We start from the raw sequence: 24,754 nt of genomic DNA, 5'->3' as shown, positions 1-24,754 counted from the left end.
TCAGGACAATCGATAGGTTGCGCCGTCGGCGACGAGACGTCCCGGACGGCTCACCGCGAATCGGCCGTGAGCGCCGGATTCGGAGCGGCTCGTCCCGAACGATGAGGCCTTTCTGGCCGGCCCTGTCCCATGCCGGCAGCAGCGTTCGCGCGCCGGCTCGATCGTCCGTTCCCGGGTCTTGGAACGGAACGGCTCAGCGGATGGCGCAGGGCTTCCCGCCGGGGCCTCCTCCGGGAGGGGGGAGGCTTATGCGGTGCGTGACACCGCCTGGCCGCGCATGCGCCGGATGGTGGCGCCGATCAGCGGCATGAACAGCAGCATGAGGCCGATCGCCATCAGCGTCGAGACCAGCGCGTTCGACCAGAAGATCGAGAGCGAGCCCTGGCTGAAGATCATCGACTGGCGGAAGGCGTCCTCGGCCTTGTCGCCGATGACCATGGCCAGGATCATCGGCGCGATCGGGTAGTCGAGCTTCTTGAAGGCGTATCCGACGATGCCGAAGGCAAGCGCGATCCACAGGTCGAAGGGCTTGCCGGCGACCGTATAGGCGCCGATGAAGCACACCACGATGATCAGCGGCCCGATGATCGAGAACGGGATGCGCAGGATCGAGGCGAAGAGCGGCACCGTCGCCAGCACGGTGATGACCRCGACGATGTTGCCGAGATACATTGAGGCGATCAGCCCCCAGACGAAGTCCGGCCGGTCGGTGAAGAGCGTCGGGCCGGGGTTGAGGCCCCAGATCATCAGCCCGCCCATCATCACCGCCGCCGTCGCCGAGCCGGGAATGCCGAGCGCCAGCATCGGCAGCATCGCGGCCGAGCCGGCCGCGTGGTCGGCCGTCTCGGGCGAGATCACGCCCTCCGGCTCGCCCTTGCCGAACTTCTCCGGGTTGCGCGAGGAGCGCTTGGCCATCGCATAGCTCAGGAACGAGGCGGCGGTCGGTCCGCCCGGCGTGATGCCCATCCAGATGCCGATGGCGGCCGAGCGCAGCAAGGCCAGCCAGTAGCGCGGCAGCTTCGCCGCCGTGCGCAGCACGTCGCCGAGCCGCACCTTCGCGGCGATGCCGCGGAAGCTCAGCCCGTCCTCCATCGTCAGCAGCAATTCGCCGACGCCGAACAGCCCGATCACCGCGATGAGGAAGCTCACCCCGGCCAGCAGCACGTCGAAGCCAAAGGTCAGGCGCACGCTGCCCGAGACGGTGTCCATGCCGATCGAGGCCAGTGAGAAGCCGACGCACATCGCCACGATCGTCTTGAAGGGGGAAGCGCCACCGAGGCCGATGAAGCTGGCGAAGGTGATGAAATAGACCGCGAAGAATTCCGGCGAGGAGAAGCGCAGCGCGAAACCGGCGACCCAGCTCGACAGCACCGTGATCAGGATCACGCCGGCCAGCGCGCCGAAGCCGGCGGAGAGAAAGGCGAGGGAAAGCGCCTCGGTCGCCTTGCCCTGCTTGGCCATCGGATGGCCGTCGAAGGTCGTGGCCACGGAGGAGGGCTCGCCCGGGATGTTGAACAGGATCGAGGTGGTCGAGCCGCCGAACAGCGCTCCCCAGTAGAGCGATGTCAGCAGGATGATCGCCGAGACCGGGTCCATCGAGAAGGTCAGGGGCAGCATCAGGGAGACGCCGTTGGGCGCGCCCAGCCCGGGCAGCACGCCGACCAGGATGCCGAGCAGCACGCCGGCGATCATCAGGGCGATGTGGTGGAAGCTGATCGCGACGGAGAAGCCGTGCATCAGCGAGGCGACGTTATCCATGAGCCGGAGCTCCCTTCCGGGTTTCGGTCCGGGTCAAAGCCCGAGCGCGGCCTCTAGCGGGCCCTTCATCAGCGGAATGTGGAAGAAGCGTTCGAGCGCCAGGTAGAAGAACACGGCCGAGCCGATGGCGACGGTCAGCGTGCGCAGCCAGCCGAAGCCGCCCTGGAAGCGCATCGTGRAGACGAGATAGACGACGGTCGCGACATACATGCCGAGCGTCGCGCACAGGATCACGAAGCCGAGGATGGGCAGGAAGAAGCTGGCGACGCGGTGGATGCGCTCGCCGTCGAGCACGACCTCGGCCAGCATGTCCCGTCCCGAGAGCCGCTTGCCCCAGGTCAGGGCGAGGGTGGCGAGGCTGCCGAGCGCGACCAGCATGCCGGTATAGAACGGAAAGGCGCCGGCCTCGGGGCCGGAGGTGTCCCAGCCGATGCCGAATTCGAGCGCGCCCCAGACGATCGTCAGCCCATAGGCGAGCGTGAACAGCGCGACGACGGTCTCGGCCCAGAGGCGGGTGACCATGGGATTTCCCTTCTCGGATCAGGCAGGTTTCGATCAGGCGTCATCCCGGGCTTGCCTCGGGATCCATCGAAGGGCGTCGACCGCCACGATGGATCCCGGCGCGACGCTTCGCTGCGGCCGGGATGAGGGGGGCTGCCGCGGCAGCCTTATTTCACCACCCAGCCCTCGGCCTCGAACACCTTCTTGTTCGCGGCCTCGTCCTTGGCGACGAAATCGGCGAGCTCCTGGCCCTTCATGAAGCGCGCCGTCTGCGCGGTGCGGGTCACGAATTCCTGCCATTCCGGGGTCTGGCTGACCTTCTCCAGCACGCCCTCGTAGAATTTCACGGCGTCCGCAGGCACGCCGGCCGGCAGCCAGACGGTGCGCGGCATCTGGAAGCTCTCGATCGGAATGCCGGATTCCTTGCAGGTCGGGATGTCGCCCCAGCCCTTGCCGCCAAAGACCGGCTCGCTCTTGGCGAGGCGCACCGGCGAGAACACGCAGAGCGGCTTGACCTGCCCGGCCTTCCACTGGCCGACATTCTCATTGGGGTTGTTGGTGTTGGAATCGACATGGCCGCCGGCGAGCTGCGTGGCCGCCGCGCTGCCGCCCTGGAACGGCACATAGATCCATTTGGCGCCGGTCGCTTCCTGGATCATGACGGTCAGCGTCTGGTCGGTATCCTTCGACTGGCTGCCCGCCATCTTGAAGCCGGGCTTGGCCTTGACCGCGTCGATATAGCTCCTGGCATCGTTATAGGGCGCGCTGCCGTTGACCCAGAGCAGGAACTCGTCGAGCGCCAGCGCCGCGACCGGGGTCAGGTCGGACTTGCTGAAGGCGAGCTTGGCGACATAGGGCAGCAGATAGGCGTTGTTGGTGCCGAAGATCACCTTGTGGGCGTCGCCCTTGCCGGCCTTGCCCTGGAGATAGCCTTCGGCGCCGGAGCCGCCGCCCTTGTTGACCACCACGATCGACTGCTCGACCAGCTTGTGCTTGCTGATGATCGACTGGATGACGCGCGCGAAATTGTCGGTGCCGCCGCCGGGGCCGGAGGTCACGACGAACTCGATCGGACCGGTCGGCTGCCAGGCCTGCGCCGTGGCGCCCCCGCCGAGCGCGAAGGCGGCGGTGAGCGCCGCGGTGAGTGCGAATTGCTTCATCTGTTTCGTCTCCCTGGGATGTCTGGTTATGCGCGGCTCTTGCGGCCGCTTGGGTATTGAGAAACCGGTTCAGGCCGCTGCGCGGCCGGGCTCCTTTCCGTCCTTGGCCATCTTGATGGCCAGCGACAGGGCCGCGCGCGAGGCGCCGAGATTGGCGATGCCCTTGCCGGCGATCTCATAGGCCGTGCCATGGGCCGGGGTACAGATCGGGAAGGGGAAGCCGCCGATCAGCGTGACGCCACGGTCGAAGCCCATCAGCTTCATCGCGATCTGGCCCTGGTCGTGATACATCGTCAGAACCGCGTCGAAATCGCCGTTCTTCGCGCGCAGGAAGACGGTGTCCGACGGGAACGGCCCCTCGACCGTGAAGCCCTTGGCCTTGGCCGCCTTGACCGCCGGCTCGATCGTCTCGATCTCGTCGCGGCCGAAATTGCCGCCGTCGCCGGCATGGGGGTTGATGCCGGCCACCGCGATGCGCGGCGGGTCGAAGCCGGCTGCCCGCAGATTGGCATCCGCCAGCGCCAGTGCCCGCAGGATGCGCTCCTGAGTGATGTTCTCGGCCACCGCCGAGAGCGGAATATGCGAGGTGACGCGCGCATTCCACAGCGTGTCGAGGACGTTGAACTCGCTCGCGGGCCCCTCGAAGCCGATGGCGTCGCGCACGAATCGGATCTCGTCGTCATAGCCGGGATAGGCGAAGCGCATGGCTGCCTTGTTGAACGGCGTGAAGAACACGGCGTCGGCCTTGCCGGAGGCGGCGAAGCGTAGCGCCCGGCGGAAATTCTCGGTCGCCGCCTTGCCGCCCGCAAGCGTCGCCTTGCCGCGCTGAAGATCGGCGGGATCGTGATTGGCGAGGTCGATGAAGACCGGCTTGTCGGCCTTCGCGGGCAGGGCGTCTTCCGAGGCGGCGAGCTGCACATCGGGGTCGAGCCCGGCATCGGCGGCGCCGAGATCGAGCAGGCGCTTGTCACCGAAGATGACGTAACGGGCCGCGTCGCGCAGATCGGGCTCGCGCAGCAGGCGCGCCAGCAATTCGGGGCTGATGCCCGAAGGATCGCCCATCGCCACCGCGATGACCGGCTTCTTGCCGTTCTCGGAGCTGTCCACCGCTGATCCTCCTGCGGGGCGCGCGTCGATTCGCAAAGGCAATTCGCCCTGATCCGGCCGCGCGTTCCCTCTTGATGTCGTTCGTTGCCGAATTCGCTAACACAGCTCGCCCGACTCCTCAAGTATGCTGTATGCAGTATAATATCAGCACATGAGAATGAGCGAAGCGGCGCCCGAACACCGGGAGCGCGCCGCCGACAGGGAGAGCGAGACGATGAATTTCCACGCCCATTACGCCGGCATCCGGCAGCCGGTCGCGACCTGCCTGGTCGGCAGCGGCGGCTTCGGGCGCAGCTATCTGGCGCAGGCGCGGCGCACGCGCCTGATCGAGGCTCGGATCGCGGTGGACATGACGGCCGAGGCGGCTGGCCGGGCCTTTGCGGCGGCAGGCTATGCCGCCTCCGAGGTCGCCCTGTGTGAAACGGCGGCCGAGGCGCGCGCGGCCTGGGAGGCCGGGCGCTGCGTCGCGGCGGGGCAGCTCGAGACGGTGATCGATCTGCCTTTCGCCTTGCTGGTGGAGGCGACCGGCTCGCCCGAGGGCGCGACGCGCCATGCGCTGATGGCGATTGAAGCCCGCCGCCACGTCGCGCTCGTCTCGAAGGAGGCCGACAGCGTGGTCGGCCCCGGCCTCGCGCGGCTGGCGAAAGACAAGGGCGTGCTGGTCACGCCGGTCGATGGCGACCAGCCGAGCCTGCTGATCGCCCTCGTCACCTGGGCGGAGGTCCTCGGTCTTGAGATCGTCGCCGCCGGCAAGTCGAGCGAGTACGACTTCGTCTTCGATCCGGCGTCCGGCAACGTCACCTGCAACGGCGTGACGAAGCAGCTACCGGAGCTTTCCACGCATTGGCTGCCGGGTTCACGCTCGGTCACGGCCGTTGCGGCCGAGCGCGCGCGCATCCTCGGCGGCGCCTTTCCGCTGCGCGCCGTGCCCGATCTCTGCGAGATGACGCTCGTCGCCAACGCGACCGACCTCGTGGCCGACCGCGCCGGCTTCCACGCGCCGCCGGCGCGCATTCCCGAGATTGCCGATCTGTTCACGGCACGGACCCAAGGCGGCCTGCTCAGGGGCACCCGCCGCGTCGACGTGTTCCATCATCTGCGTCTGGCGGAGGAGGCGAGCTTCGCCGGCGGCGTCTTCGTCGTCGTGGGCTGCGAGAACGCCGAAACCTGGGAGATGCTGGCCGGCAAGGGCCATGTCCTCTCCCGCGATGGCAGGACGGTGATGCTGTACCTGCCGCGCCATCTGCTGGGCGTCGAGGTTGCGACCAGCATTCTCGATACCGCCGGGCTCGGCCGCTCGGGCTATGGCGACGACTACCGGCCCCGGCAGGACCTCGTCGCCGTCGCCGAGCGGGATCTGGCGGCCGGCACGGTCCTGGCCATGGGCGGCCATCATCACAGCATTGTCGGCATCGGTGCGGAAGTCCGTCCGGCCGCGGCGCTGGCCGAGGACCGTCCCGCCCCGTTCTACCTCGTCGCCGACCGCAGGCTGCTGCGCGATGTGAAGGCCGGCGAGGCGATCCGTCTTGGCGATGTCGAGATCGCGCCGGATTCGACCTTGCTCGCGACGCGCCGTCGCCAGGATGCGCTCTTCGCCGATGATCTGGCCGGGAGCGGTTTGACAGGGCAGGGCGCCCATGGCGTAAACGCCGATAGTTTGGAAACGATGGCGACACGATGAGCGATGCAGCGAGCGATTATCCCCGCATCACCCGCCGCACGCTGCACGACGAGGTGCTGGAGCGCCTCCGCGACATGATCATCGAGGGCCGGCTCGAGCCCGGCCAGCGCATCAATGAGGGGCAGGTCGGCGCGCAGCTAGGCGTCTCGCGCACCCCCTTGCGCGAGGCGATCAAGACGCTCGCCAGCGAGGGGCTCGTCGAGATCCTGCCGGCCAAGGGCGCCGTGGTCCGCAAATTCTCGGCGCAGGATCTCTATCAGGTGCTCGAGGTGCTGAAGGCGCTGGAGCAGCTCGGCGGCCGCATCGCCTGCGAGCAGGCCCCGGATGCGACCATCGAGGCGATCCACGCCTTGCACAGGCGCATGCTGGAGCTCTACGCGACGCGCGAGCGGCTCGAATATTTCAAGCTCAACCAGGCGATCCATACGGCCATGGTCGCGGCCTCCGGCAATCAGGTGCTGGTCGAGATGCACGGCACGCTGCAGTCGCGGATCAAGCGGCTGCGCTTTATCGGCAATGAGGGGCCGGAGAAATGGGCCGGCGCCGTCGCCGAGCACGACGAGATGATGGYGGCGCTGTTGAAGCGCGACGCGGACGCGCTCTCGGAGGCGATCGGCAAGCATATGGAATCGACGCTCAGGCGCGTCCGGGACGTGCTCTGAGATCGGCTTGAATTCCCGCGCCCGCTGTCGAACGGCCGGCGCGGGAACGGAGCCGCTTAAGCGAGCTCAGCTCTGCACGAAGGCGAGCAGATCGGCATTCAGCACCTCGGCATGGGTGGTGAGCATGCCGTGCGGATAGCCCGGATAGACCTTGAGCGTGCCGTTCTTCAAAAGCTTGATCGATTCATGCGCCGAGGCGCCGATCGGCACGATCTGGTCATCGTCGCCATGCAGCACGAGAGTCGGCACGCCGATCGCCTTCAGATCCCCGCTCTGGTCGGTCTCCGAGAAGGCTTTGATGCCGTCGTAATGGGCCTTGGCGCTGCCCATCATGCCCTGGCGCCACCAATTCCTGATCACGCCCTCGTCGACCTTCGCGCCCGGCCGGTTGTAGCCGTAGAACGGCCCGGTCGGGACATCGAGGAAGAACTGCGCGCGGTTGTCGGCGAGCGCCTTGCGGAAGCCGTCGAAGACCTCGATCGGCAGGCCGCCCGGGTTCTTCTCGGTCTTGACCATGAGAGGCGGCACGGCGCTGACCAGCACCGCCTTGGCGACCCGGCCCTGCGGCTCGCCGAACTTCGCGACATAGCGGGCGACCTGCCCGCCGCCGGTCGAGTGGCCGATATGGACGGAGTTTCTCAGGTCGAGATGCTCGACGACGGCCGAGGCGTCGGCGGCGTAATGATCCATGTCATGGCCGTCCCAGATTTGGGCCGAGCGGCCATGGCCGCGCCGGTCGCTGGCGACGACGCGATAGCCCTTCGCCAGGAAGAACAGCATCTGCGCGTCCCAGTCGTCGCTGCTCAGCGGCCAGCCATGGTGGAACATGATCGGCTGGGCGTCCTTCGGCCCCCAATCCTTGTAGAAGATCTCGACATTGTCCTTGGTCGTTACGAATGGCATGTYGGTCGTCCTCTTTTGCCTGACAAAGTCCCTGCAGAATTGATGCCGATGTTGCGGCTCGCTGCATTTCACCCTGAGTTTGTGTCAGGTTGTCATTCGCGATGCGAAGCCGCGCGCTGCGATGGCGCTCGCCGATAAAAGCGCATGCGCCGGGTAAGGCAAGAGGCGTATTGGCCGCTGCCTTGTGCTTCGCCGGCTCCCCTTGAAGCCGCGGCGGCTCTTCGCCATATCTAGCGCAAGCGGAAGGGTTCGCCTTTCGTCCGCGGGATGCTGCCAGTGGCGGGTTCCGATGATTGATGAGGCGCCTTTCGAGGGCTTCTGTATGACGCGTACGCCTAGTCTGTCCCATCCGTTCCTGCTCGGTTTCGATGATATCGAGCGCGCGCTGGATCGCGTCGCCAAAGGCGCCAGCGAGGGATATCCGCCCTACAATATCGAGCGGTTGCCCCGGACGGAGGAGGAGCCGGATCGCCTGCGCATCACGCTGGCGGTTGCCGGCTTCGCGCGCGAGCAGCTTGAGATCACGCTGGAGGAAAACCAGCTCACGATCCGCGGCCGCCAGGGCGACGACAAGAACCGGCAGTTCCTGCACCGTGGCATCGCGGCGCGCCAGTTCCAGCGCAGCTTCCTGCTGGCTGATGGCATGCATGTGCTCGGCGCGGATTTGTCGAACGGTCTGCTCGCGATTGATCTGGCCAGACCGGAACCAGAGAGGCTCGTCAGGCGTATCGATATCGTGAGCCGCGAGTAGAGGACGAGGGTTCGTCCGATTTTGAAGGGTGCGTCAGCGGTTTACGCATCTGTTCATAATTGAAGGCGCAGTATCGAAACCGCATTCGCACTGCTCTGAAGGAGGGCGCGATGAAACAGGACAGGATTTTGATCCAGAGCAACCCGCTGACCCCCGCTGAATTCGCGGCACTCGGAACAGGTGAGGTCGCCTACGTCAAGCCGATGACTTCGGACGAGCTGATGCGGATCTTCCCGCAGGCCCCGAAGATCGAGTCCGGCCTCAAGCTCTATACGCTGCTGTCGGCCGACGGGGCACCGATCCTCGTGACCGATACGCGCGAGGCCGCCACGGCCAATGCCTGGGAGCATGACCTCAAGATGGTCAGCGTCCACTGACGCCGGCTGGCTGAATTCAGGAGGCGGTCGCCACCCCGGCGACCGCTGCCTGCAACCGGGCGATGTCGGCGGGTGACGAGAGGCGGTGATCGCCGTCCTTGACCAGTGTCAGCACCACCGGGTCGCCGCTCAGATGTTCCACCAGCTTGAGCGCCTGCCGCCAGGGCACGTCCGGGTCGCGCATTCCCTGCAGGATATGGACCGGGCAACCGGCCTTGATCTCGCCGCCGAACATGAGATGCCGGCGGCCATCCTCGATCAGGGCCCGGGTGATCGGCGTCGGTTCGGGTGAATACTCGGACGGACGCAGCCAGACGCCCTCGTCGAGGATCGTCCGGCGGATCGAATCGGGCATCTGCGCCCACATCAGTTCCTCGGAGAAATCGACGGCCGGAGCGATCAGCACCAGACCTGCGGGCTGGAGCGCCGTGCCGAGCAACCGGCGGGCCGCGAGCAGCGCGATCCAGCCGCCCATCGAGGAGCCGACGAGGATCGGCCGCTGCCGACACTGGCTTTCGATCATGGCGAGGGCGTCGCCGAGCCAGTCCGACAGGGTGAAGTCGCCGAAATCGCCGTCGCTTTCGCCATGCCCGCCATAGTCGAAGCGCAGGCAGGCCCGGCCGTTTGTGCGAGCCCAGTCGGCGAGCGCCTCAGCCTTGGTCGCGCGCATGTCGGAGCGGAAGCCGCCAAGCCAGACGACCGGTGCCCCTTCGCCCTCTTGCAGGAGGAAGGCGAGGCGACGGCTTGAGCCTTTACCGACCTCGAGCCATTGCGGGGGCTGGCGCTCCAAGGCAAATCTCCTGTGACGAATCGCGGTGCCGCGGCGATTATGGGTGCGGCGACCGTCCGATAGGGGCATATTCGCCCGCACGAATGAAAGTCCAGATCAAGAGCGCATGTCCTTCAAGCCGGGTGCCCATCTTTCGCTGCCTTCGACCGAGACCCATCCGCTCGCCGGGCGCACGATCCTGCAGATCATTCCGGAACTCGAAGCCGGCGGGGCCGAGCGTACCGCCGTCGACATCGCCAAGGGTCTGACCGATGTCGGTGCCCGCGCGCTGGTCGCGACCGAGGGCGGGCGCCTCGTCGCCGAGCTTCAGGCCAAGGGCGGCGTCTGGCTGCCTTTTCCGGCCGCATCGAAGAACCCGGTCGCGATGGCGCTCAATGTGCGCAAGCTCGTCGAGCTTTGCCGTGAGGAGGAGGTCGAGCTCATCCATGCCCGCTCGCGGGCGCCGGCCTGGGTCGCGCTCGCCGCCGCGAAGATCCTGAAGCTGCCCTTCGTCACCACCTATCACGGCTCCTATAACAGCCGTTCCACGGTGAAGACGCTCTACAATTCGGTGATGGCGCGCGGCGATGTCGTCATCGCGAACTCCGCCTATACGGCCGGGCTGATCCTGGACAAGCACCCGGTGGCGCGCGACAAGGTGCGGGTCGTCAACCGCGGCACGAATTTCTCGGCCTTCGCGCCCGCCGCCGTCAGCGCCGACAGGGTGCAGGCGCTGCGTAAGGCCTGGGGGGTCGAGCCGCATCAGCGCATCGTGCTGCTGCYCGGCCGGTTGACCGGCTGGAAGGGCCAGCGCGTTTTGATCGAAGCCGCCCGCATCATGCGCGACGGCGGCGATACCGACACCGCCTTCATCCTCGCTGGCGATGCCCAGGGTCGCGACAACTACGTCAAGGAGCTTGACGGCCTGATCGCCAAGGCCGGGCTGGAAGGTCGCGTGAAACGTGTCGGCCATTGCAGCGACATGCCGGCGGCGATGCTTTCGGCGGCGGTCGTCGCGGTGCCCTCGACGAGCGCGGAGGCGTTCGGCCGCGTCGCGGTCGAGGCGCAGGCGATGGGCACGCCGGTCGTCGTCTCCGATCTCGGCGCCGTGCCCGAGACGGTGCTCGCCCCGCCGCAGGTCACGCCGGCCGAGCGCACCGGCTGGCATGTTCCGCCGGACGATGCCGCCGCTCTGGCGGCTGGCTTGCGCGAGGCGCTCGATCTGCGCCCGTCGGCGCGGGAGGCTCTGGCGCGCCGCGCCCGCGTCCATGTCGAGCGGCATTTCTCGCTGGAGGCTATGGTCGCGGAAACCCTCGACGTCTATTGCGCGTTGCTGGGGCGCTGACCGACTTCTGCGGCAGGAGATGCCTGACGCAGCTTCGTCATGCATTGACAACGCGCGTCTTTATGCAATGTGTCTGAATCAACGGCGCGAGCCGCGCCAAATACAGGAGAATACCCCATTCGTCGTCCGTACCGCGCTGCCCCGACCCCGACCAAGGAAGGTCCCCGCTCGAACCGCGACATCCGCGGAGTTCGCGAAGTCCAACTCATCGACGATACCGGCGCCAATCGCGGCGTGGTCTCGTTTTTCGATGCGCTGAAGCTCGCCGAGGATGCCGGTCTCGACCTGGTCGAGATCGCCCCGAACTCCGTTCCGCCCGTCTGCAAGATCCTCGACTACGGTCGCTTCCGCTTCCTGGAGCAGAAGAAGGCCGCGGAGGCGCGCAAGAAGCAGCGCACCATCGAGATCAAGGAGATCAAGCTCCGGCCCGGCATCGACAAGCACGATTACGACGTGAAGATGAAGGCCATGCACGGCTTCTTCGAGGAAGGCGACAAGGTGAAGGTCACCCTGCGCTTCCGCGGCCGTGAGATGGCGCATCAGGACCTCGGCGTGAAGGTGCTGGAGCGCGTCAAGGCCGATCTCGTCGAAATCGCCAAGGTCGAGAGCGACTGGCAGCTCGAAGGCCGCCAGATGGTCATGGTGCTCGCGCCGCGATAAGCGCGGGCCCAACCGGTTTCCGGAAAGAGCGCGCCTTCGGGCGCGCTTTTTCGTTCTGGGTCGCCCCCAGGGTTTTTGCGTCAGCTCACCGAGCGGATGATCTCGCGATAGGCTCCTTCCGGAAACGCCTTGAGCGTCTCGGTTCGGATATTGCCCAGCATGGCGAGCTGCAGGCAGAAGCGAGCCTGCACGGCGTCATCCGGCGCCTCGCAGACGATGACCATGTCGTATCGACCCATGGTCATGAAGAATGTCTTGAACGCGCCGCCCATCTCGGCGAGCGCCTGTTTGGCCGCATCGAGCCGGCTCGGCGACGCTGTGAGGTTGCGCGCGCCCTGGTCGGTCCAATTCGCCAGCATGATGTAGGTTGTCATCGGGCTACTCCCTGAAGCGGCCCGGCCTGTCCTTCGGAAGCATGGGCGGCGGCTCGATACCGCGGCCGTGTCGATCATGGGCTGTCGCCGGACCTCGGCCGCCATCTTACCGCATCAGCCGGGGGGAGCGGAACCGGCTTCGCCGCGCCCGGGCATATTCGGGCGAAGCGGGCACCGGCCTGCGTGAGGAAAACGCGATCGAAGCAAGAGCCGGATCACCATTCCGCGTCCGACAGGACCCGGGGAGGCGATCCGGCCGCCGCTTTCGCGCGCTCGCCGCTCAGCGGATCGGCGGGCCGTATTGCAGGCCGCCCTGCGTCCACAGCTTGTTGACGCCGCGCGGCAGCGGGTTGCTGCTCTTGGGGCCGAAATGCCGGTCGAAGCTCTCGCCGTAATTGCCGACCGCCTTGACGATGCGCACGACCCAATCATTGGTGAGGCCGAGACTTTCGCCGAACTTGCCCTCGGCGCCGAGCATGCGGCGCACTTCCGGGTTCTGCGAGGTCTTGGCCAGTTCCTCGACATTGGCCTGCGTCACGCCCAGCTCCTCGGCATTGATCGTGGCGATCACGGTCCAGCGCACGAGATCGAACCAGGCCGGGTCGTTCTTGCGCACCCAGGGACCGAGCGGCTCCTTGGAGATGACCTCCTGCAGCAGCACATGCTCGTCGGGGTCCTTCAGCCTGCCGCGCGTGCCGGCAAGCGCCGAGAGATCGGTGGTGTAGGCGTCGCAGCGGCCGGCCTCATAGGCCTGGACCGTGTCTTCCAGCGTGCCGAACGCCACGGTCTCGAACTTGATGCCGTGGGTGCGGCCGTAATCGGCGAGGTTCAGCTCCGTGGTCGTGCCCTGCGCGACGCAGACCGAGGCGCCGTTGAGATCCTTGACGGTGCTCACGCCGAGCTTCTTTCGGACGATGAAGCCCTGGCCGTCGTAATAGTTGACCGTGGTGAAGCTGACACCCTGGCCGATGTCGCGGCCGAGCGACCAGGTGGTGGTGCGGGCGAGCACGTCGATCTCGCCGGCCTGCAGCGCGACGAGGCGGTTCTTGCTCGACAGCGAGAGATAGCTCGCCTTGTTCGGGTCGTTGAAGATCGCCGCCGCGAGCGCGCGGCAGACATCGGTGTCGAAGCCGACCCAGATTCCGTTTTTGTCCTGCAGCGAGAAGCCCGGCACGCCCTCGCTGGTGCCGCAGATGATGTTGCCGCGCGCCTTGATCTTCTCGAGCGTCGACTGGGCGAGGGAAGGGGCGGCGACCGTGGCCGTCAGGGCCAGGCCTGCGGCCAGGCTGAGCAGGAAGCGTTTCACGGTGGATCTCCGGGTTGGGCGAGGGCCGCGGGCCAACCTGCCACTTTTTTGACGGAAATGTGAAGCCGATTTCCGTAAGGTTCTCCCGCCAAATCGCGGCGCGCCGCTCCGGGTGTGTCACGCGCTGTTTCGGCGGGGCTTTGCCCGCGGTTTTCCCCAGAAGCCGGCTTTTCGCTTGCCAGCCGGCTTCTTTTCTGCGATACGCGCGGCCTTCGATCGCCCGGCTGATAAGGGCTGCCGTGGCGATCGTGCTTTGCTTCCTGAAAGCAAGACATTGGCAAAGCCGCCGCAAGGCGCGCTGGCCTTATGACCGATAGGAGCTGAAATGCCCAAGATGAAGACCAAATCGGCCGCCAAAAAGCGGTTCAAGATCACCGGTACCGGCAAGGTGCTCTACGCCCAGGCCGGCAAGCGTCACGGGATGATCAAGCGGACCAACAAGCAGATCCGCAATCACCGCGGCACCACCACCCTGTTCGAGGGTGATGCGGCCAACGTGAAGAAGTACTTCCTCCCCAACGGCTGACGCCACCTGATAGTCCGGAGATCATGACATGGCTCGCGTGAAACGGGGCGTAACGTCCCACGCCAAGCACAAGAAGACATTCAAGGCCGCCAAGGGCTTCTATGGCCGCCGCAAGAACACGATCCGCGCCGCCAAGGCGGCCGTCGATCGCTCGATGCAGTTCGCCTATCGCGACCGCAAGAACAAGAAGCGCTCCTTCCGCGCGCTCTGGATCCAGCGTCTCAACGCTGCGGTGCGTGAGCACGGCCTGACCTATTCGGTCTTCATCGGCGGCCTGATCAAGGCCGGCATCGAGCTCGACCGCAAGACCCTTTCCGCCATGGCGATCGACGACGCGGCCTCCTTCACCGCCGTGGTCGAGACCGTCAAGGGCGCGCTGGGCGCGCAGGCCCAGGCCGCCTGAGCGGTTCGGACCGATCTGATTTGGAGAAGGCCGGCGGAAACGCCGGCCTTTTTCTTTGGTGATGGCGATGAGGCCCGAGAATCTCCCATGGGAGGAGGCGCGGCATCGGAGCGGCCTCTCCGGCGAGAGATGCCCGGGTCAAGCCCGAGCATGACGGCTCCCGTTACGTCTGTGCGCTGCCATTCCCCGGCGAGGTCCAACCGTCGCCCGCGCCGTCGACGATGCACTGATAGGCCTCTTCCGGCGTATCGGCATAAGCGAACAGCTTCAGGTCCTCCGGGCGGATGAAGCCGGCCTGCGCCATCGTGTCGAGGTTGAGCAGCCCCTTCCAATACGCCGAGTCGAACAGCACGATCGGCACCCGCCCCATCTTTCCCGTCTGCACCAGCGTCATGATCTCGAACAATTCGTCGAGCGTGCCGAAGCCGCCGGGAAACACCACCAGCGCGGCGGCCCGCATCGCCAGATGCATCTTGCGCATCGCGAAATAGTGGAAGCGGAAGGTCAAATCCGGCGTCGACCAGGCGTTGGGCTCCTGCTCATGCGGCAGGGTGATGTTGAAGCCGATCGAGAGGGCGCCGGCTTCGGTCGCGCCGCGATTGGCCGCTTCCATGATGCCGGGGCCGCCGCCGGTGGCGATGACGTGGTTGCGGCCGGCATCCTTGGGCGCCAGCGCCCCGCCGCGCTCGGAGGCGATGCGGGCGAACTCGCGCGCCGCCTCGTACCAGCGATTGCCCTCTCGCACGCGTGCCGAGCCGAAGAYGACGATGGTCGAGACGATGCCGCGCGCCCGCAGCAGATCTTCCGCCTTCTGGTATTCCAGCATGAAGCGGGCGCCGCGCATCGAATCGCCGAGGAGAAAATCGGGATCGAGGGCCGCGAGTCGGTAGGAGGGGGATTCCTTCTGGGCGGAGCTGTCGGGCATGGCATTGTCCTGGGTCGGCATGTTTCTGACCGGGAAGCGAAACCGCTTACCCGAGAAATCCGGTACGGGAATGTTTCGCGAATCGCGAAGATAATCACTGTTTGGCGTTTCATTTCTCCGTCATCCGCTATCCCGAAAAGCGTTTCACTTTCTGGCTCGATAATCTAAGAACGCGCCGTCCCCACGCCTTCAACACGTTGCGACCCGTTCATGACCGATATCGCCACTCTGGAACGCGACCTCCTCGGCGCGATCGATTCTGCCGCCGACGAGGCAGCCATCGAGGAGCTGCGTATCGCGGCGCTCGGCAAGTCGGGCTCGATCTCGGCGCTGCTCAAGACGCTGGGCGCGATGACGCCGGAGGAGCGCAAGGAGAAGGGCCCGCTGATCAACGGCCTGCGCGATCGTGTCCAGGGCGCGATCGCGACGCGCAAGGAAGCACTCGGCGAGGCGGCGCTCGATGCGCGGCTCAGCTCAGAGCGGGTCGACGTCTCGCTGCCGGTGCAGGACGGCCCGGAGGCGCGCGGCCGCATTCATCCGATCAGCCAGGTCATCGACGAGATCACCGCGATCTTCGGCGATATGGGTTTCGCCATCGCCGAGGGGCCGGATGTCGAGACCGACGATCTCAACTTCACCAAGCTGAACTTCCCGGTCGGCCATCCCGCCCGGGAGATGCACGACACCTTCTTCTTCGCGCCGGATGCGAATGGCGAGCGCAAGCTTTTGCGCACCCATACCTCGCCGGTGCAGGTGCGCACCATGCTGGCGCAGGAGCCGCCGATCCGCGTGATCTGCCCGGGCCGCACCTATCGCAACGATTCCGACCAGACCCACACCCCGATGTTCCATCAGGTCGAGGGGCTCGTCATCGACAAGAAGGCCAATCTCGGCCACCTGAAATGGGTGCTCGAGGAGTTCTGCAAGGCGTTCTTCGAGATCGACGATGTCAAGATGCGCTTCCGCCCGTCCTTCTTCCCCTTCACCGAGCCTTCGATGGAGGTCGACATCCAGTGCTCGCGCAAGGGCGGCGAGATCCGCTTCGGCGAGGGCGACGACTGGCTGGAGATCCTCGGCTGCGGCATGGTCCATCCGAACGTGCTGAAGAATTGCGGGCTCGATCCGGACATCTATCAAGGCTTCGCCTGGGGCATGGGCATCGACCGCATCGCCATGCTGAAATACGGCATGCCCGATCTGCGCCCCTTCTTCGAGGCGGATGTGCGCTGGCTCGCGCATTACGGCTTCCGCCCGCTCGACCTGCCGACGCTGACGGGCGGCCTCTCCTCATGACGATGCGGGCCGGGCAGGGGAGGGCGCGATGACGGCTGCGGGCTGGGCGGCTGGACTGGCCGTGCTGCTGGTCGCGGTGAACCTGGCGGGCCAGGCCATCGCGCTCTGGCGGCTGCGCCGGCCTCTGCAGCGCTCGGCCGTGCTCGCGGACCTRCCGCCGGTCACCATCGTCAGGCCGGTACGCGGCATCGAGGCCTTCAGCCGCGAGACGGCCGTCTCCGGGCTCGAGCTCGACTACCCCAGCTACAGCACCATCTTCTGCGTCGCCGATGGCGACGACCCGATCGTTCCGCTGATCGAGGAGATGATCGCACGCTACGGCGCCGACAAGGTCAGGCTGATCGTCGGCGACGTCGTCGTCAGCGCCAATCCCAAGCTCAACAACTGCGTGCGCGGCTGGGAGGCGGCGATGACCGAATGGGTCATCCTCGCCGATTCCAACGTGCTGATGCCGAAGGACTACATCCAGCGCATGCTGGCCGCCTGGCGCCCCGAAACCGGCCTCGTCTGCTCGACGCCGGCGGGTTCACGGCCGCAGAGCTTCGGGGCCGAGGTCGAATGCGCCTTCCTCAACGCCTTCCAGGCGCGCTGGCAATATGTCGGCGAGGCGCTGGGGCTGGGCTTCGCGCAGGGCAAGTCGATGCTCTGGAACAAGCCCTTCCTCGACGCGCGCGGCGGCATCGCCGCGCTGGGCGCCGAGATCGCGGAGGATGCCGCCGCCACCAAGCTCGTGCGCAGCGCCGGCAAGCATGTTCATCTCGTCGGCCAGCCCTTCGAGCAGCCGCTGGGCCCGCGCCGCATCGCCGATGCGGTGCAGCGCCAGTTCCGCTGGGCCCGCCTGCGACGCGTCACTTTCCTGCCCTTCTTCGCGATCGAGATTCTCTCGGCTCCGCTGCTGCCGGTCCTGCTGGCTGCCTTCGCCTGCCTCGGCTACGGTCTGCCGGTCTGGCTCGGGCCGCTCGCCGTGCTGGTACTCTGGTATCTCGGCGATATCGTTCTGTCGGCCGGTGTCGGCTGGTTCCTGAACTGGCGCTCGCCCTTCGCCATGCTGGTGCGCGACATCGCCTTTCCCGGCATCTGGGCCTATGCCTTCGTCGGCGGCGAGGTGAGCTGGCGTGGCAACGCCATGAAGATCCGCACCGACGGCACCAACGAGCTCAACGACACCGCGCCGGCGCTCTCGGCGGCGCGCGCGAAGATTTCCGACTGATCCGGCAAAGCTGATCCGATAAGACGATGAAGTTCACGATCTCCTGGCTCAAAGAGCATCTCGACACCGACGCCTCCGTTGCGGAGATCACCGATGCCCTGACCCGCATCGGCCTGGAGGTCGAGGCGATCGAGGATCGCGCCGCCGCGCTCTCGGCCTTCACCATCGCCTATGTCATCGAGGCGAAGCAGCACCCGAATGCCGACCGCYTGCGCGTCTGCMTGGTCGACACCGGCACSGGCGAGCCCGTGCAGGTCGTCTGCGGAGCGCCGAACGCCCGCACCGGCATGAAGGGCGTGTTCTCGCCGCCGGGCAGCTACATTCCGGGCAAGAAGATCACGCTCGGCAAGGGCGTCATCCGCGGCGTCGAGTCGAACGGCATGCTGGTTTCGGAAGCCGAGCTGGAACTCTCCGAGGACCATGACGGCATCATCGAACTACCGGCCGATGCGCCGGTCGGCCAGCCCTATGCCGTCTATGCCGGGCTCGACGACGCCGTCATCGAGATCGCGGTGACGCCGAACCGGGCGGATGCGCTGGGTGTCGCCGGCATCGCCCGCGACCTCGCCGCCGCCGGCCTCGGCAAGCTGAAGACGCAAGCCATCCCGCCGGTGCGCGGCTCCTTCCCGTGCCCGGTCAAGGTCACGCTCGATTTCGCCGAGGAAGACAAAAAGCTCTGCCCGGCCTTCGCGCTACGCCTCGTGCGGGGGGTGAAGAACGGCCCCTCGCCGGACTGGCTGCAGGCGCGTCTGCGCGCCGTGGGCCTCAGGCCCATCAACGCGCTGGTCGACATCACCAATTTCATGACGCTCGACCGCAACCGGCCGCTGCATGTCTTCGACGCGGCCAAGGTCAGGGGCAACCTCACCGTCCGCCGCGCCAAGGCAGGCGAGACCATCCTCGCTCTCGACGGCAAGACCTATACGCTCACCGAAGAGCAGGTCGTCATCGCCGATGAGCACGGCGTCGAATCGCTCGCCGGCATCATGGGCGGCGAGGCCTCGGGCAGCAGCGAGGCGACCACCGACGTGCTGATCGAAAGCGCGCTCTGGGATCCGCTCAACATCGCCCGCTCCGGTCGCGCGCTCGGCATCAATTCGGATGCGCGCTATCGCTTCGAGCGCGGCGTCGATCCCGACTTCACCCGGCCCGGCCTCGACCTCGCGACGGCGCTGGTGATCGAGCTCTGCGGTGGCGCGGCCTCCGAGATGGAATTCGTCGGCGAACTGCCGGAAAGCCCGGCCGCGATCGATTTCCCCTGGTCGGAGGTGAAGCGCCTGACCGGGCTCGAATTGCCGCAGGTCGAGATGAAGCTGGCGCTCACCTCGCTCGGCTTCCACGTCTCGGGCGCGGGCGAGCGGGTCAAGGTCGCAGCCCCCTCCTGGCGCGCCGATGTCGGCGGCAAGGCCGATCTCGTCGAGGAGATCGTGCGCATCGCCGGGCTCGACCGCGTCATCTCGACGCCGCTGCCGCGCATCAAGGGCGAGGTCGTCAAGCCCGTCCTGACCGTGCTGCAGAAGCGCACCCGCACCGCCAAGCGCACGCTGGCCGCGCGCGGCCTCGTCGAGGCCGTGACCTGGTCCTTCATCTCGCATGATCAGGCGAAGCTCTTCGGCGGCGGCTCGCGCAAGCTCGCGCTCGCCAACCCGATCGCGGCCGATCTCTCCGACATGCGCCCCTCGCTGCTGCCGGGTCTGATCCGCGCCGCGCAGAACAATGCCGATCGCGGCTTCCCGGATGTCGCTCTGTTCGAGGTCGGCCAGATCTTCCTCAGCGACGAACCGGAAGGCCAGCTCATCGCCGCCGCCGGCCTGCGCCGCGGGACGGCCAAGCTTGACGGTGTCGGCCGCCACTGGGACGGCGGCGCCAAGGCCGTCGACGCTTTCGACGCCAAGGCCGATGCGCTCGGCCTGCTCTCCGCTCTCGGCGTGCCGACCGGCGGCTTGCAGATCGTCGCGGGCGGTCCCGCCTGGGCCCATCCCGGCCGTTCGGCGACCCTCCAGTTTGGCCCGAAGGGCGTCATCGGCGCCTTCGGCGAGGTGCATCCGAAGATACTCAAGGCGCTCGACGCCAAGGGACCGCTCGTCGCCTTCGAGATCCATCTCGATGCGCTGCCGCTGCCGAAATACAAGCCGACCAAGGTCAAGCCGAAGCTCGCGCTCTCGGACTTCCAGCCGGTGACGCGCGATTTCGCCTTCATCGTCGACAAGGCGGTGGCGGCCGGCGACATGATGAAGACGGCGCAGGGCGCCGACCGCGCGCTGATCGCCAATGTCGGCGTCTTCGATCTCTATGAGGGGCAGGGCGTCGAGGCCGGCAAGAAGTCGGTCGCGCTGGCGGTGACGCTCCAGCCGCTCGAGAAGACTCTGACCGAGGCGGAAATCGAGGCCGTCGGCAGCAAGATCGTCGCCGAGATGGCCAAGCGCTACGGGGCGACGCTCAGGGGCTGATGCCCGCCATCCAACGCACGTCATGCTCGGGCTTGACCCGAGCATCTCGCGCAGGATGAGGCCACCTGCTCTCTTCGGCAGGAGATTCTCGGGTCCCCGCTCCGCGGCGCCCGAGAATGACGTCGGGGCCAACAGTCTCTGACCATTGACCATGATTATGTAATAATCAGCGGCAGAAAACCCAGCGCATTCGGAGTATCGGCACCGGATTGTTGCAATTTCGCTGACTGATGACTCTGACCGAACGCCCCGTCACGGACAATCTGTTCCCCGGCTTCCGCCTGCTCGACGTCGCGACATCGGGCGCGCGCATCCGTGTGCGCACCGGCGGCGAGGGGCCGCCACTCCTGCTGCTGCATGGCTACCCGCAGACCCATGCGCTCTGGCACAAGGTGGTCGAACGGTTGAGGGGCAACTTCACCCTCGTCTGCGCCGACCTGCGTGGCTATGGCGACAGCGAGAAGCCGCCGACCGACGCCGGGCACGCGCCCTATTCCAAGCGCGCCATGGCGCAGGATATGGCCGAGGTGATGACGGCGCTGGGTCACGAGCGCTTCTTCGTCGGCGCGCATGATCGCGGCGCCCGCGTCACCCATCGCCTGGCGCTCGACCATGCCGAGCGCGTCATCCGCCTCGCCACGCTCGACATCGCSCCSACGCGSGAGATGTATGCCAATACCACCGACGCCTTCGCCCGTGCCTATTGGCACTGGTTCTTCCTGATCCAGCCCGCACCCTTCCCGGAACGGATGATCGGCGCGGATCCGGAAGCCTATTGGCGCAAGAAATGCGGTTCCGGCTCGGCCGGGATGACGCCATTCGCGCCGGAGGCGCTCGCCCATTACCTGCGTTGCTTCGCCGATCCCGCGACGATCCATGGCTCCTGCGAGGATTATCGCGCCGCCGCGACCATCGACATCCGCCATGACGACGAGGATGGGGACCGCAAGCTGACCCAGCCGCTGCTCGCGCTCTGGGGCGCCAACGGCATCATCGGCAAATGCTTCGACCCTCTCGCCTTGTGGCGCGAGCGTGCGCAGGATGTGCGCGGCCATGCCCTGCCGGGCGGCCACTATCTCGCGGAGGAGGTCCCCGATCTCGTCGCCGCGGAGTTCAGCGCTTTCTTCGGAGCAGCATCATGACTGGGACCAATCGCGTCTACCGTATCGCCGTCATCCCCGGCGACGGCATCGGCAAGGAGGTCATGCCCGAAGGGCTGCGCGTGCTGGAAGCCGCATCGAAGAAGTTTGGCTTCGAGCTGCGCCTCGACGAGTTCGATTTCTCCTCCTGCGACTACTACGCCAAGCACGGCAAGATGCTGCCGGACGACTGGAAGGACAGGATCGGCGGCCACGACGCGATCTATTTCGGCGCCGTCGGCATGCCCCAACAGGTGCCGGATCATGTCTCGCTCTGGGGCTCGCTGCTGCTGTTCCGGCGCGAGTTCGACCAGTATGTCAATCTACGCCCCGTGCGGCTAATGCCGGGCGTTCCGGGCCCGCTCGTGGGCCGCAAGCCCGGCGACATCGACTTCTTCGTCGTGCGCGAGAACACTGAGGGCGAGTATTCCTCGGTCGGCGGGCGCATGTATGCCGGCACCGAGCGCGAGATCGTCATCCAGGAGACGGTGATGAGCCGTGTCGGCGTCGACCGCGTGCTGAAATACGCTTTCGAGCTCGCCCAGCGCCGCCCGCGCAAGAAGCTGACCTCGGCCACCAAGTCCAACGGCATCTCGATCACCATGCCCTACTGGGACGAGCGGGTGAAGGAGATGGCCAAGAACTATCCGGGCGTCGCCGTCGACCAGTACCATATCGACATCCTGACCGCGCATTTCGTGCTGAACCCGGACCGCTTCGACGTGGTCGTCGCCTCCAACCTCTTCGGCGACATCCTTTCCGATCTCGGCCCGGCCTGCACCGGCACCATCGGCATCGCGCCGTCGGGCAACATCAACCCGACCGGCGATCACCCTTCGCTGTTCGAGCCGGTCCACGGCTCGGCGCCGGACATTGCGGGGCAAGGCATCGCCAACCCGGTCGGGATGATCTGGTCAGGTGCGATGATGCTCGATCATCTCGGCGAGCATGAGGCGGCCAAGGGTATCGAGGCGGCGATCGAGCGGGCGCTCGGCGACGCGCGGACGCGGACACGTGATCTCGGCGGCTCGCTCGGTACCGAAGCTGCCGGCAAGGCGGTCGAGCWGGCGCTCGGCTGAGCGAGGAAAAGGTCGGCGCGGCCCTGGCCGCGCCGATTGGGGCAAACGAAGCCGGAAGCGGCCGGGGCAGACGAAGAAAGTCGCGCGACCATGGATCTGACGTCGTTTTCGCTGGGCGATCCCCTGCTCTGGGGCAAGCTCTTCGAGATCATCCTGCTCAATGTCATCCTCTCGGGTGACAATGCCGTCGTGATCGCGCTGGCCTGCCGGGCGCTCGCGCAGGAGCAGCGCACCAAGGGCATCGCGCTCGGCGCGGCGGTGGCCGTGGTGCTGCGGATCGCCTTCACGGTGGTCATCGCGTCCCTGCTGAGCATGCCCTTCCTGCGCATCGTCGGCGCCGGTTTGCTGATCTGGATCGCGGTGAAGCTTCTCGTCGAGGATGAGGGGCAGGACGAGGATTCCATCGCCGCCAGCAGCAAGCTCTGGAAAGCCGTGCAGACGGTCGCGATCGCCGACATCGTCATGAGCCTCGACAATGTCCTCGCTATTGCCGGCGTGGCGCGCGATTCCATGCCGCTGCTGATCGTCGGCCTCGTCATCTCGATCCCGCTGATCGTGGTCGGCGCCTCGCTGATCACCAATCTCTTGACCCGTTTCCCGATCCTGGTCTGGGCCGGCGCGGGCCTGCTCGGCTGGGTGGCGGGCGAGATGCTCGACAGCGACCCCTGGCTGGTGACCCGCTTCGGCGCGGAACTGCTGCACCAGCTTGAATACCCCGTCGCCATCCTCGGCGCGCTGCTCGTGCTCGGACTGGGCTATCTCATCAAATCGCGCCGGCCGGACCCGGCCCACTAACCCTTTGTTTTGATGCAATTCCGGCTGCTGTGCCGCTGCGCGCTTCTGCTGGAACGGCTTGAAGGACTGACCGACACATGGATTTCTCATCTTCGACCTTCTGGGTGTCGCTGCTCCAGATCATCTGGATCGACCTCCTGCTCTCCGGCGACAACGCCATCGTCATTGCGATGGCGGTGCGCTCGCTGCCGGAGAAGCAGCGCAAGCTGGGCATCCTGCTCGGCGCCGGTGCCGCCGTGGGCCTGCGCATCCTCTTCGCGGTGGTGGTGTCCTATCTGCTCAACATCCCCTTCCTGAAGGTCGTCGGCGGGTTGCTGCTGTTCTGGATCGCGATCAAGCTCGCCAAGGGCGAGGAAGAGGCGCACAGCGACATCGCGGCCAGCGACAATCTCTGGAAGGCGGTGCGCACCATCGCCATCGCCGATGCGGTGATGAGCCTCGACAACGTGCTCGCCATCGCGGCGGCGGCGCGCGGCCACTTCGAGCTCTTCATCTTCGGCCTGCTGCTGACCATTCCGCTGATCATCTTCGGCGCGAACGTCCTGTCGAAGGTCCTCGAACGCTTCCCGATCCTGGTCTGGTTCGGCGCCGGCCTGCTCGGCTGGATCGCCGGCGAGATGCTGGTCAGCGACATCGCCGTGCTGCAATGGCTCCAGACCGCCATTCCGAGCTGGGTCCAGACCGTTCCGGTGTCCGACACACATCCGGTCGGGTTGGCGACGAACAAGACGGTCTTCTACGGAGCGGCGGTCGTCGGCGCAGCCTTCGTCTGCGCCGTCGGCTACCTTCTCAAGCGCAAGCCTGCCGACCAGCCGGGCTGAGCTTCAGGCGCCATCCAGAACGATCGCCGCGGCGGCCAGGATCTCCTGGCCGCCGTTTTCGATGGTGACGAGCGCGCCGTCCGCCATGCCCCGCAACGGATCGTGGACACGGAATCGTTCGGGCGAGATGAGTAAGATCGCGAAGCTTTCGGGCGGTCGGACGAATCCGGTTCCGAGCGCCTTCACATAGGCCTCTTTCGCCGCCCAGAGCCGGGCGAAGGCGAGGGCGCGCAGCGAAGGTTCGCTCTCCTCCAGCATCCGCCATTCATCGCGGTGCAGGGCTTCGCGCGGAATGACGCCGGCCGGATCGACCCGTTCCACATCAACCCCGACGGGTGCCTGCGCGAGCGCGATGGCGATGACGCCCGCCCGTGTCGCAAGCGAGATCTGCAGCTCCGTCTCCAGCGCCGTCGGCAGCAGCGGCCGGCCGGCGGAATCATGAGCGATGGCGATTTCGGCCGCCGGGCGGCCGAGCTGCCGCGCCAGGATGGCCCGTGCCGTCTCGCGTCGCAGTACCGAGCGCTCCGTCAGGTTGCGCGGCCGCTGCGGCGTCGCCACCAGCCAGACGGCCGGGTAGGTGGGCGCGGTTGCCTCGATCGAACGGAGCCAGTGCATGGGCCGGACTATGGCATGCGGCTTATCCCGTCACCACGCGCGCGGGCCGATATCTGGACCGCGTCCTGCCCCATCGGCCTCCGCCTTGCATGGGGCACATGCGCAGGTGCAGCCGGCATGCGTTGACCCGACGGCGCCTTCGGC

The 24,754-nt window shown here is 66.7% G+C and carries 25 protein-coding genes; 15 read left to right on the top strand and 10 right to left on the bottom strand.

Annotation, left to right across the window (positions count from 1 at the left end; genetic code table 11):
• Positions 1-246: 246 nt before the first annotated feature.
• From AB4Y99_RS00365 to AB4Y99_RS00350, 4 genes are all read right to left on the bottom strand, one after another.
• Positions 247-1,758, bottom strand: a complete 1,512-nt coding sequence (locus tag AB4Y99_RS00365) for a tripartite tricarboxylate transporter permease (RefSeq protein ID WP_441521974.1) — start codon at positions 1,756-1,758, stop codon at positions 247-249.
• A 33-nt stretch (positions 1,759-1,791) separates the two neighbouring features.
• On the bottom strand, positions 1,792-2,280 hold the full coding sequence (locus AB4Y99_RS00360; RefSeq protein ID WP_441521973.1) for a tripartite tricarboxylate transporter TctB family protein: 489 nt from the start codon (positions 2,278-2,280) through the stop codon (positions 1,792-1,794).
• Positions 2,281-2,426: 146 nt separating this feature from the next.
• Positions 2,427-3,419 carry a Bug family tripartite tricarboxylate transporter substrate binding protein gene (locus AB4Y99_RS00355; RefSeq protein ID WP_441521972.1) on the bottom strand — a complete coding sequence of 331 codons (993 nt, stop codon included), beginning with the start codon at positions 3,417-3,419 and terminating at the stop codon, positions 2,427-2,429.
• Between the two features lie 69 nt (positions 3,420-3,488).
• Positions 3,489-4,481 (bottom strand): 4-hydroxythreonine-4-phosphate dehydrogenase PdxA, encoded by a 993-nt coding sequence (locus tag AB4Y99_RS00350; protein WP_113253409.1) that lies wholly within the window; start codon positions 4,479-4,481, stop codon positions 3,489-3,491.
• Positions 4,482-4,683: 202 nt separating this feature from the next.
• Between AB4Y99_RS00350 and AB4Y99_RS00345 the strand changes: the two genes are divergently transcribed.
• Positions 4,684-6,207, top strand: coding sequence for a flagellar biosynthesis protein FlgA (locus AB4Y99_RS00345; RefSeq protein WP_441521971.1), 1,524 nt, complete (start codon positions 4,684-4,686; stop codon positions 6,205-6,207).
• Complete coding sequence (locus AB4Y99_RS00340; protein ID WP_441521970.1) at positions 6,204-6,869, top strand: GntR family transcriptional regulator; 666 nt, start codon at positions 6,204-6,206, stop codon at positions 6,867-6,869. Before AB4Y99_RS00345 ends, AB4Y99_RS00340 begins: the two co-directional genes overlap by 4 nt.
• 66 nt (positions 6,870-6,935) lie before the next feature.
• Here the strand turns inward: AB4Y99_RS00340 and AB4Y99_RS00335 are convergent, their stop codons facing one another.
• Positions 6,936-7,772 carry an alpha/beta fold hydrolase gene (locus AB4Y99_RS00335; protein WP_133562197.1) on the bottom strand — a complete coding sequence of 279 codons (837 nt, stop codon included), beginning with the start codon at positions 7,770-7,772 and terminating at the stop codon, positions 6,936-6,938.
• Between the two features lie 289 nt (positions 7,773-8,061).
• Here AB4Y99_RS00335 and AB4Y99_RS00330 point away from each other — a divergent pair, with 289 nt between their 5' ends.
• Entirely contained in the window at positions 8,062-8,523 is a 462-nt protein-coding gene (locus AB4Y99_RS00330) for an Hsp20 family protein (protein WP_248311131.1), read from the top strand.
• Between the two features lie 110 nt (positions 8,524-8,633).
• On the top strand, positions 8,634-8,900 hold the full coding sequence (locus AB4Y99_RS00325; protein ID WP_038361053.1) for a BQ00720 family protein: 267 nt from the start codon (positions 8,634-8,636) through the stop codon (positions 8,898-8,900).
• A gap of 16 nt (positions 8,901-8,916) precedes the next feature.
• Here the strand turns inward: AB4Y99_RS00325 and AB4Y99_RS00320 are convergent, their stop codons facing one another.
• Positions 8,917-9,690, bottom strand: a complete 774-nt coding sequence (locus tag AB4Y99_RS00320; protein ID WP_441521969.1) for an alpha/beta hydrolase — start codon at positions 9,688-9,690, stop codon at positions 8,917-8,919.
• Positions 9,691-9,796: 106 nt separating this feature from the next.
• Here AB4Y99_RS00320 and AB4Y99_RS00315 point away from each other — a divergent pair, with 106 nt between their 5' ends.
• Positions 9,797-11,014 (top strand): glycosyltransferase family 4 protein, encoded by a 1,218-nt coding sequence (locus AB4Y99_RS00315; protein ID WP_441521968.1) that lies wholly within the window; start codon positions 9,797-9,799, stop codon positions 11,012-11,014.
• Between the two features lie 117 nt (positions 11,015-11,131).
• Positions 11,132-11,674 (top strand): translation initiation factor IF-3, encoded by a 543-nt coding sequence (gene infC, locus AB4Y99_RS00310; RefSeq protein ID WP_038362350.1) that lies wholly within the window; start codon positions 11,132-11,134, stop codon positions 11,672-11,674.
• An 80-nt stretch (positions 11,675-11,754) separates the two neighbouring features.
• On the opposite strand, the gene AB4Y99_RS00305 is transcribed toward infC, so the two are convergent.
• Entirely contained in the window at positions 11,755-12,048 is a 294-nt protein-coding gene (locus tag AB4Y99_RS00305) for a GYD domain-containing protein (RefSeq protein WP_441521967.1), read from the bottom strand.
• Between the two features lie 280 nt (positions 12,049-12,328).
• Positions 12,329-13,354 (bottom strand): amino acid ABC transporter substrate-binding protein, encoded by a 1,026-nt coding sequence (locus tag AB4Y99_RS00300; RefSeq protein ID WP_441521966.1) that lies wholly within the window; start codon positions 13,352-13,354, stop codon positions 12,329-12,331.
• A gap of 325 nt (positions 13,355-13,679) precedes the next feature.
• Between AB4Y99_RS00300 and rpmI the strand changes: the two genes are divergently transcribed.
• Positions 13,680-13,880 (top strand): 50S ribosomal protein L35, encoded by a 201-nt coding sequence (rpmI, locus tag AB4Y99_RS00295; RefSeq protein WP_038361062.1) that lies wholly within the window; start codon positions 13,680-13,682, stop codon positions 13,878-13,880.
• A 28-nt stretch (positions 13,881-13,908) separates the two neighbouring features.
• Positions 13,909-14,283 (top strand): 50S ribosomal protein L20, encoded by a 375-nt coding sequence (rplT, locus tag AB4Y99_RS00290; protein ID WP_038361064.1) that lies wholly within the window; start codon positions 13,909-13,911, stop codon positions 14,281-14,283.
• Positions 14,284-14,446: 163 nt separating this feature from the next.
• On the opposite strand, the gene AB4Y99_RS00285 is transcribed toward rplT, so the two are convergent.
• Complete coding sequence (locus AB4Y99_RS00285) at positions 14,447-15,208, bottom strand: LOG family protein (RefSeq protein WP_441521965.1); 762 nt, start codon at positions 15,206-15,208, stop codon at positions 14,447-14,449.
• Positions 15,209-15,418: 210 nt separating this feature from the next.
• Between AB4Y99_RS00285 and pheS the strand changes: the two genes are divergently transcribed.
• The 7 genes from pheS to AB4Y99_RS00250 all read left to right on the top strand — a co-directional run bounded on the left by pheS (position 15,419) and on the right by AB4Y99_RS00250 (position 23,995).
• Entirely contained in the window at positions 15,419-16,501 is a 1,083-nt protein-coding gene (gene pheS, locus AB4Y99_RS00280; RefSeq protein ID WP_038361067.1) for a phenylalanine--tRNA ligase subunit alpha, read from the top strand.
• A gap of 28 nt (positions 16,502-16,529) precedes the next feature.
• Complete coding sequence (locus AB4Y99_RS00275) at positions 16,530-17,711, top strand: ceramide glucosyltransferase (RefSeq protein WP_142020174.1); 1,182 nt, start codon at positions 16,530-16,532, stop codon at positions 17,709-17,711.
• A gap of 26 nt (positions 17,712-17,737) precedes the next feature.
• On the top strand, positions 17,738-20,161 hold the full coding sequence (gene pheT / locus AB4Y99_RS00270; RefSeq protein WP_441521964.1) for a phenylalanine--tRNA ligase subunit beta: 2,424 nt from the start codon (positions 17,738-17,740) through the stop codon (positions 20,159-20,161).
• A 230-nt stretch (positions 20,162-20,391) separates the two neighbouring features.
• A complete protein-coding gene (locus tag AB4Y99_RS00265; protein WP_441521963.1) occupies positions 20,392-21,303 on the top strand; it encodes an alpha/beta fold hydrolase in 912 nt (303 codons plus the stop codon).
• The gene (locus tag AB4Y99_RS00260; RefSeq protein WP_441521962.1) at positions 21,300-22,379 is read left to right on the top strand and encodes a tartrate dehydrogenase; all 1,080 of its coding nucleotides are present in this window, start codon (positions 21,300-21,302) and stop codon (positions 22,377-22,379) included. Before AB4Y99_RS00265 ends, AB4Y99_RS00260 begins: the two co-directional genes overlap by 4 nt.
• Before the next feature lie 90 nt (positions 22,380-22,469).
• Complete coding sequence (locus AB4Y99_RS00255) at positions 22,470-23,174, top strand: TerC family protein (protein WP_441521961.1); 705 nt, start codon at positions 22,470-22,472, stop codon at positions 23,172-23,174.
• Between the two features lie 77 nt (positions 23,175-23,251).
• Positions 23,252-23,995: a TerC family protein gene (locus AB4Y99_RS00250; RefSeq protein ID WP_038361080.1), complete on the top strand. Its 744-nt coding sequence runs from the start codon at positions 23,252-23,254 to the stop codon at positions 23,993-23,995.
• Between the two features lie 3 nt (positions 23,996-23,998).
• Here AB4Y99_RS00250 and AB4Y99_RS00245 read toward each other — a convergent pair whose 3' ends face one another.
• The gene (locus AB4Y99_RS00245; protein WP_441521960.1) at positions 23,999-24,610 is read right to left on the bottom strand and encodes a 4'-phosphopantetheinyl transferase family protein; all 612 of its coding nucleotides are present in this window, start codon (positions 24,608-24,610) and stop codon (positions 23,999-24,001) included.
• Positions 24,611-24,754: the final 144 nt, after the last annotated feature.

Origin of the sequence: Allobosea sp. TAB14, from assembly GCF_052113865.1 — a bacterium.
GTDB classification, from domain to species: Bacteria; Pseudomonadota; Alphaproteobacteria; order Rhizobiales; family Beijerinckiaceae; genus Allobosea; species Allobosea spartocytisi.
This window is presented reverse-complemented; position numbering and strand designations above follow the sequence as displayed.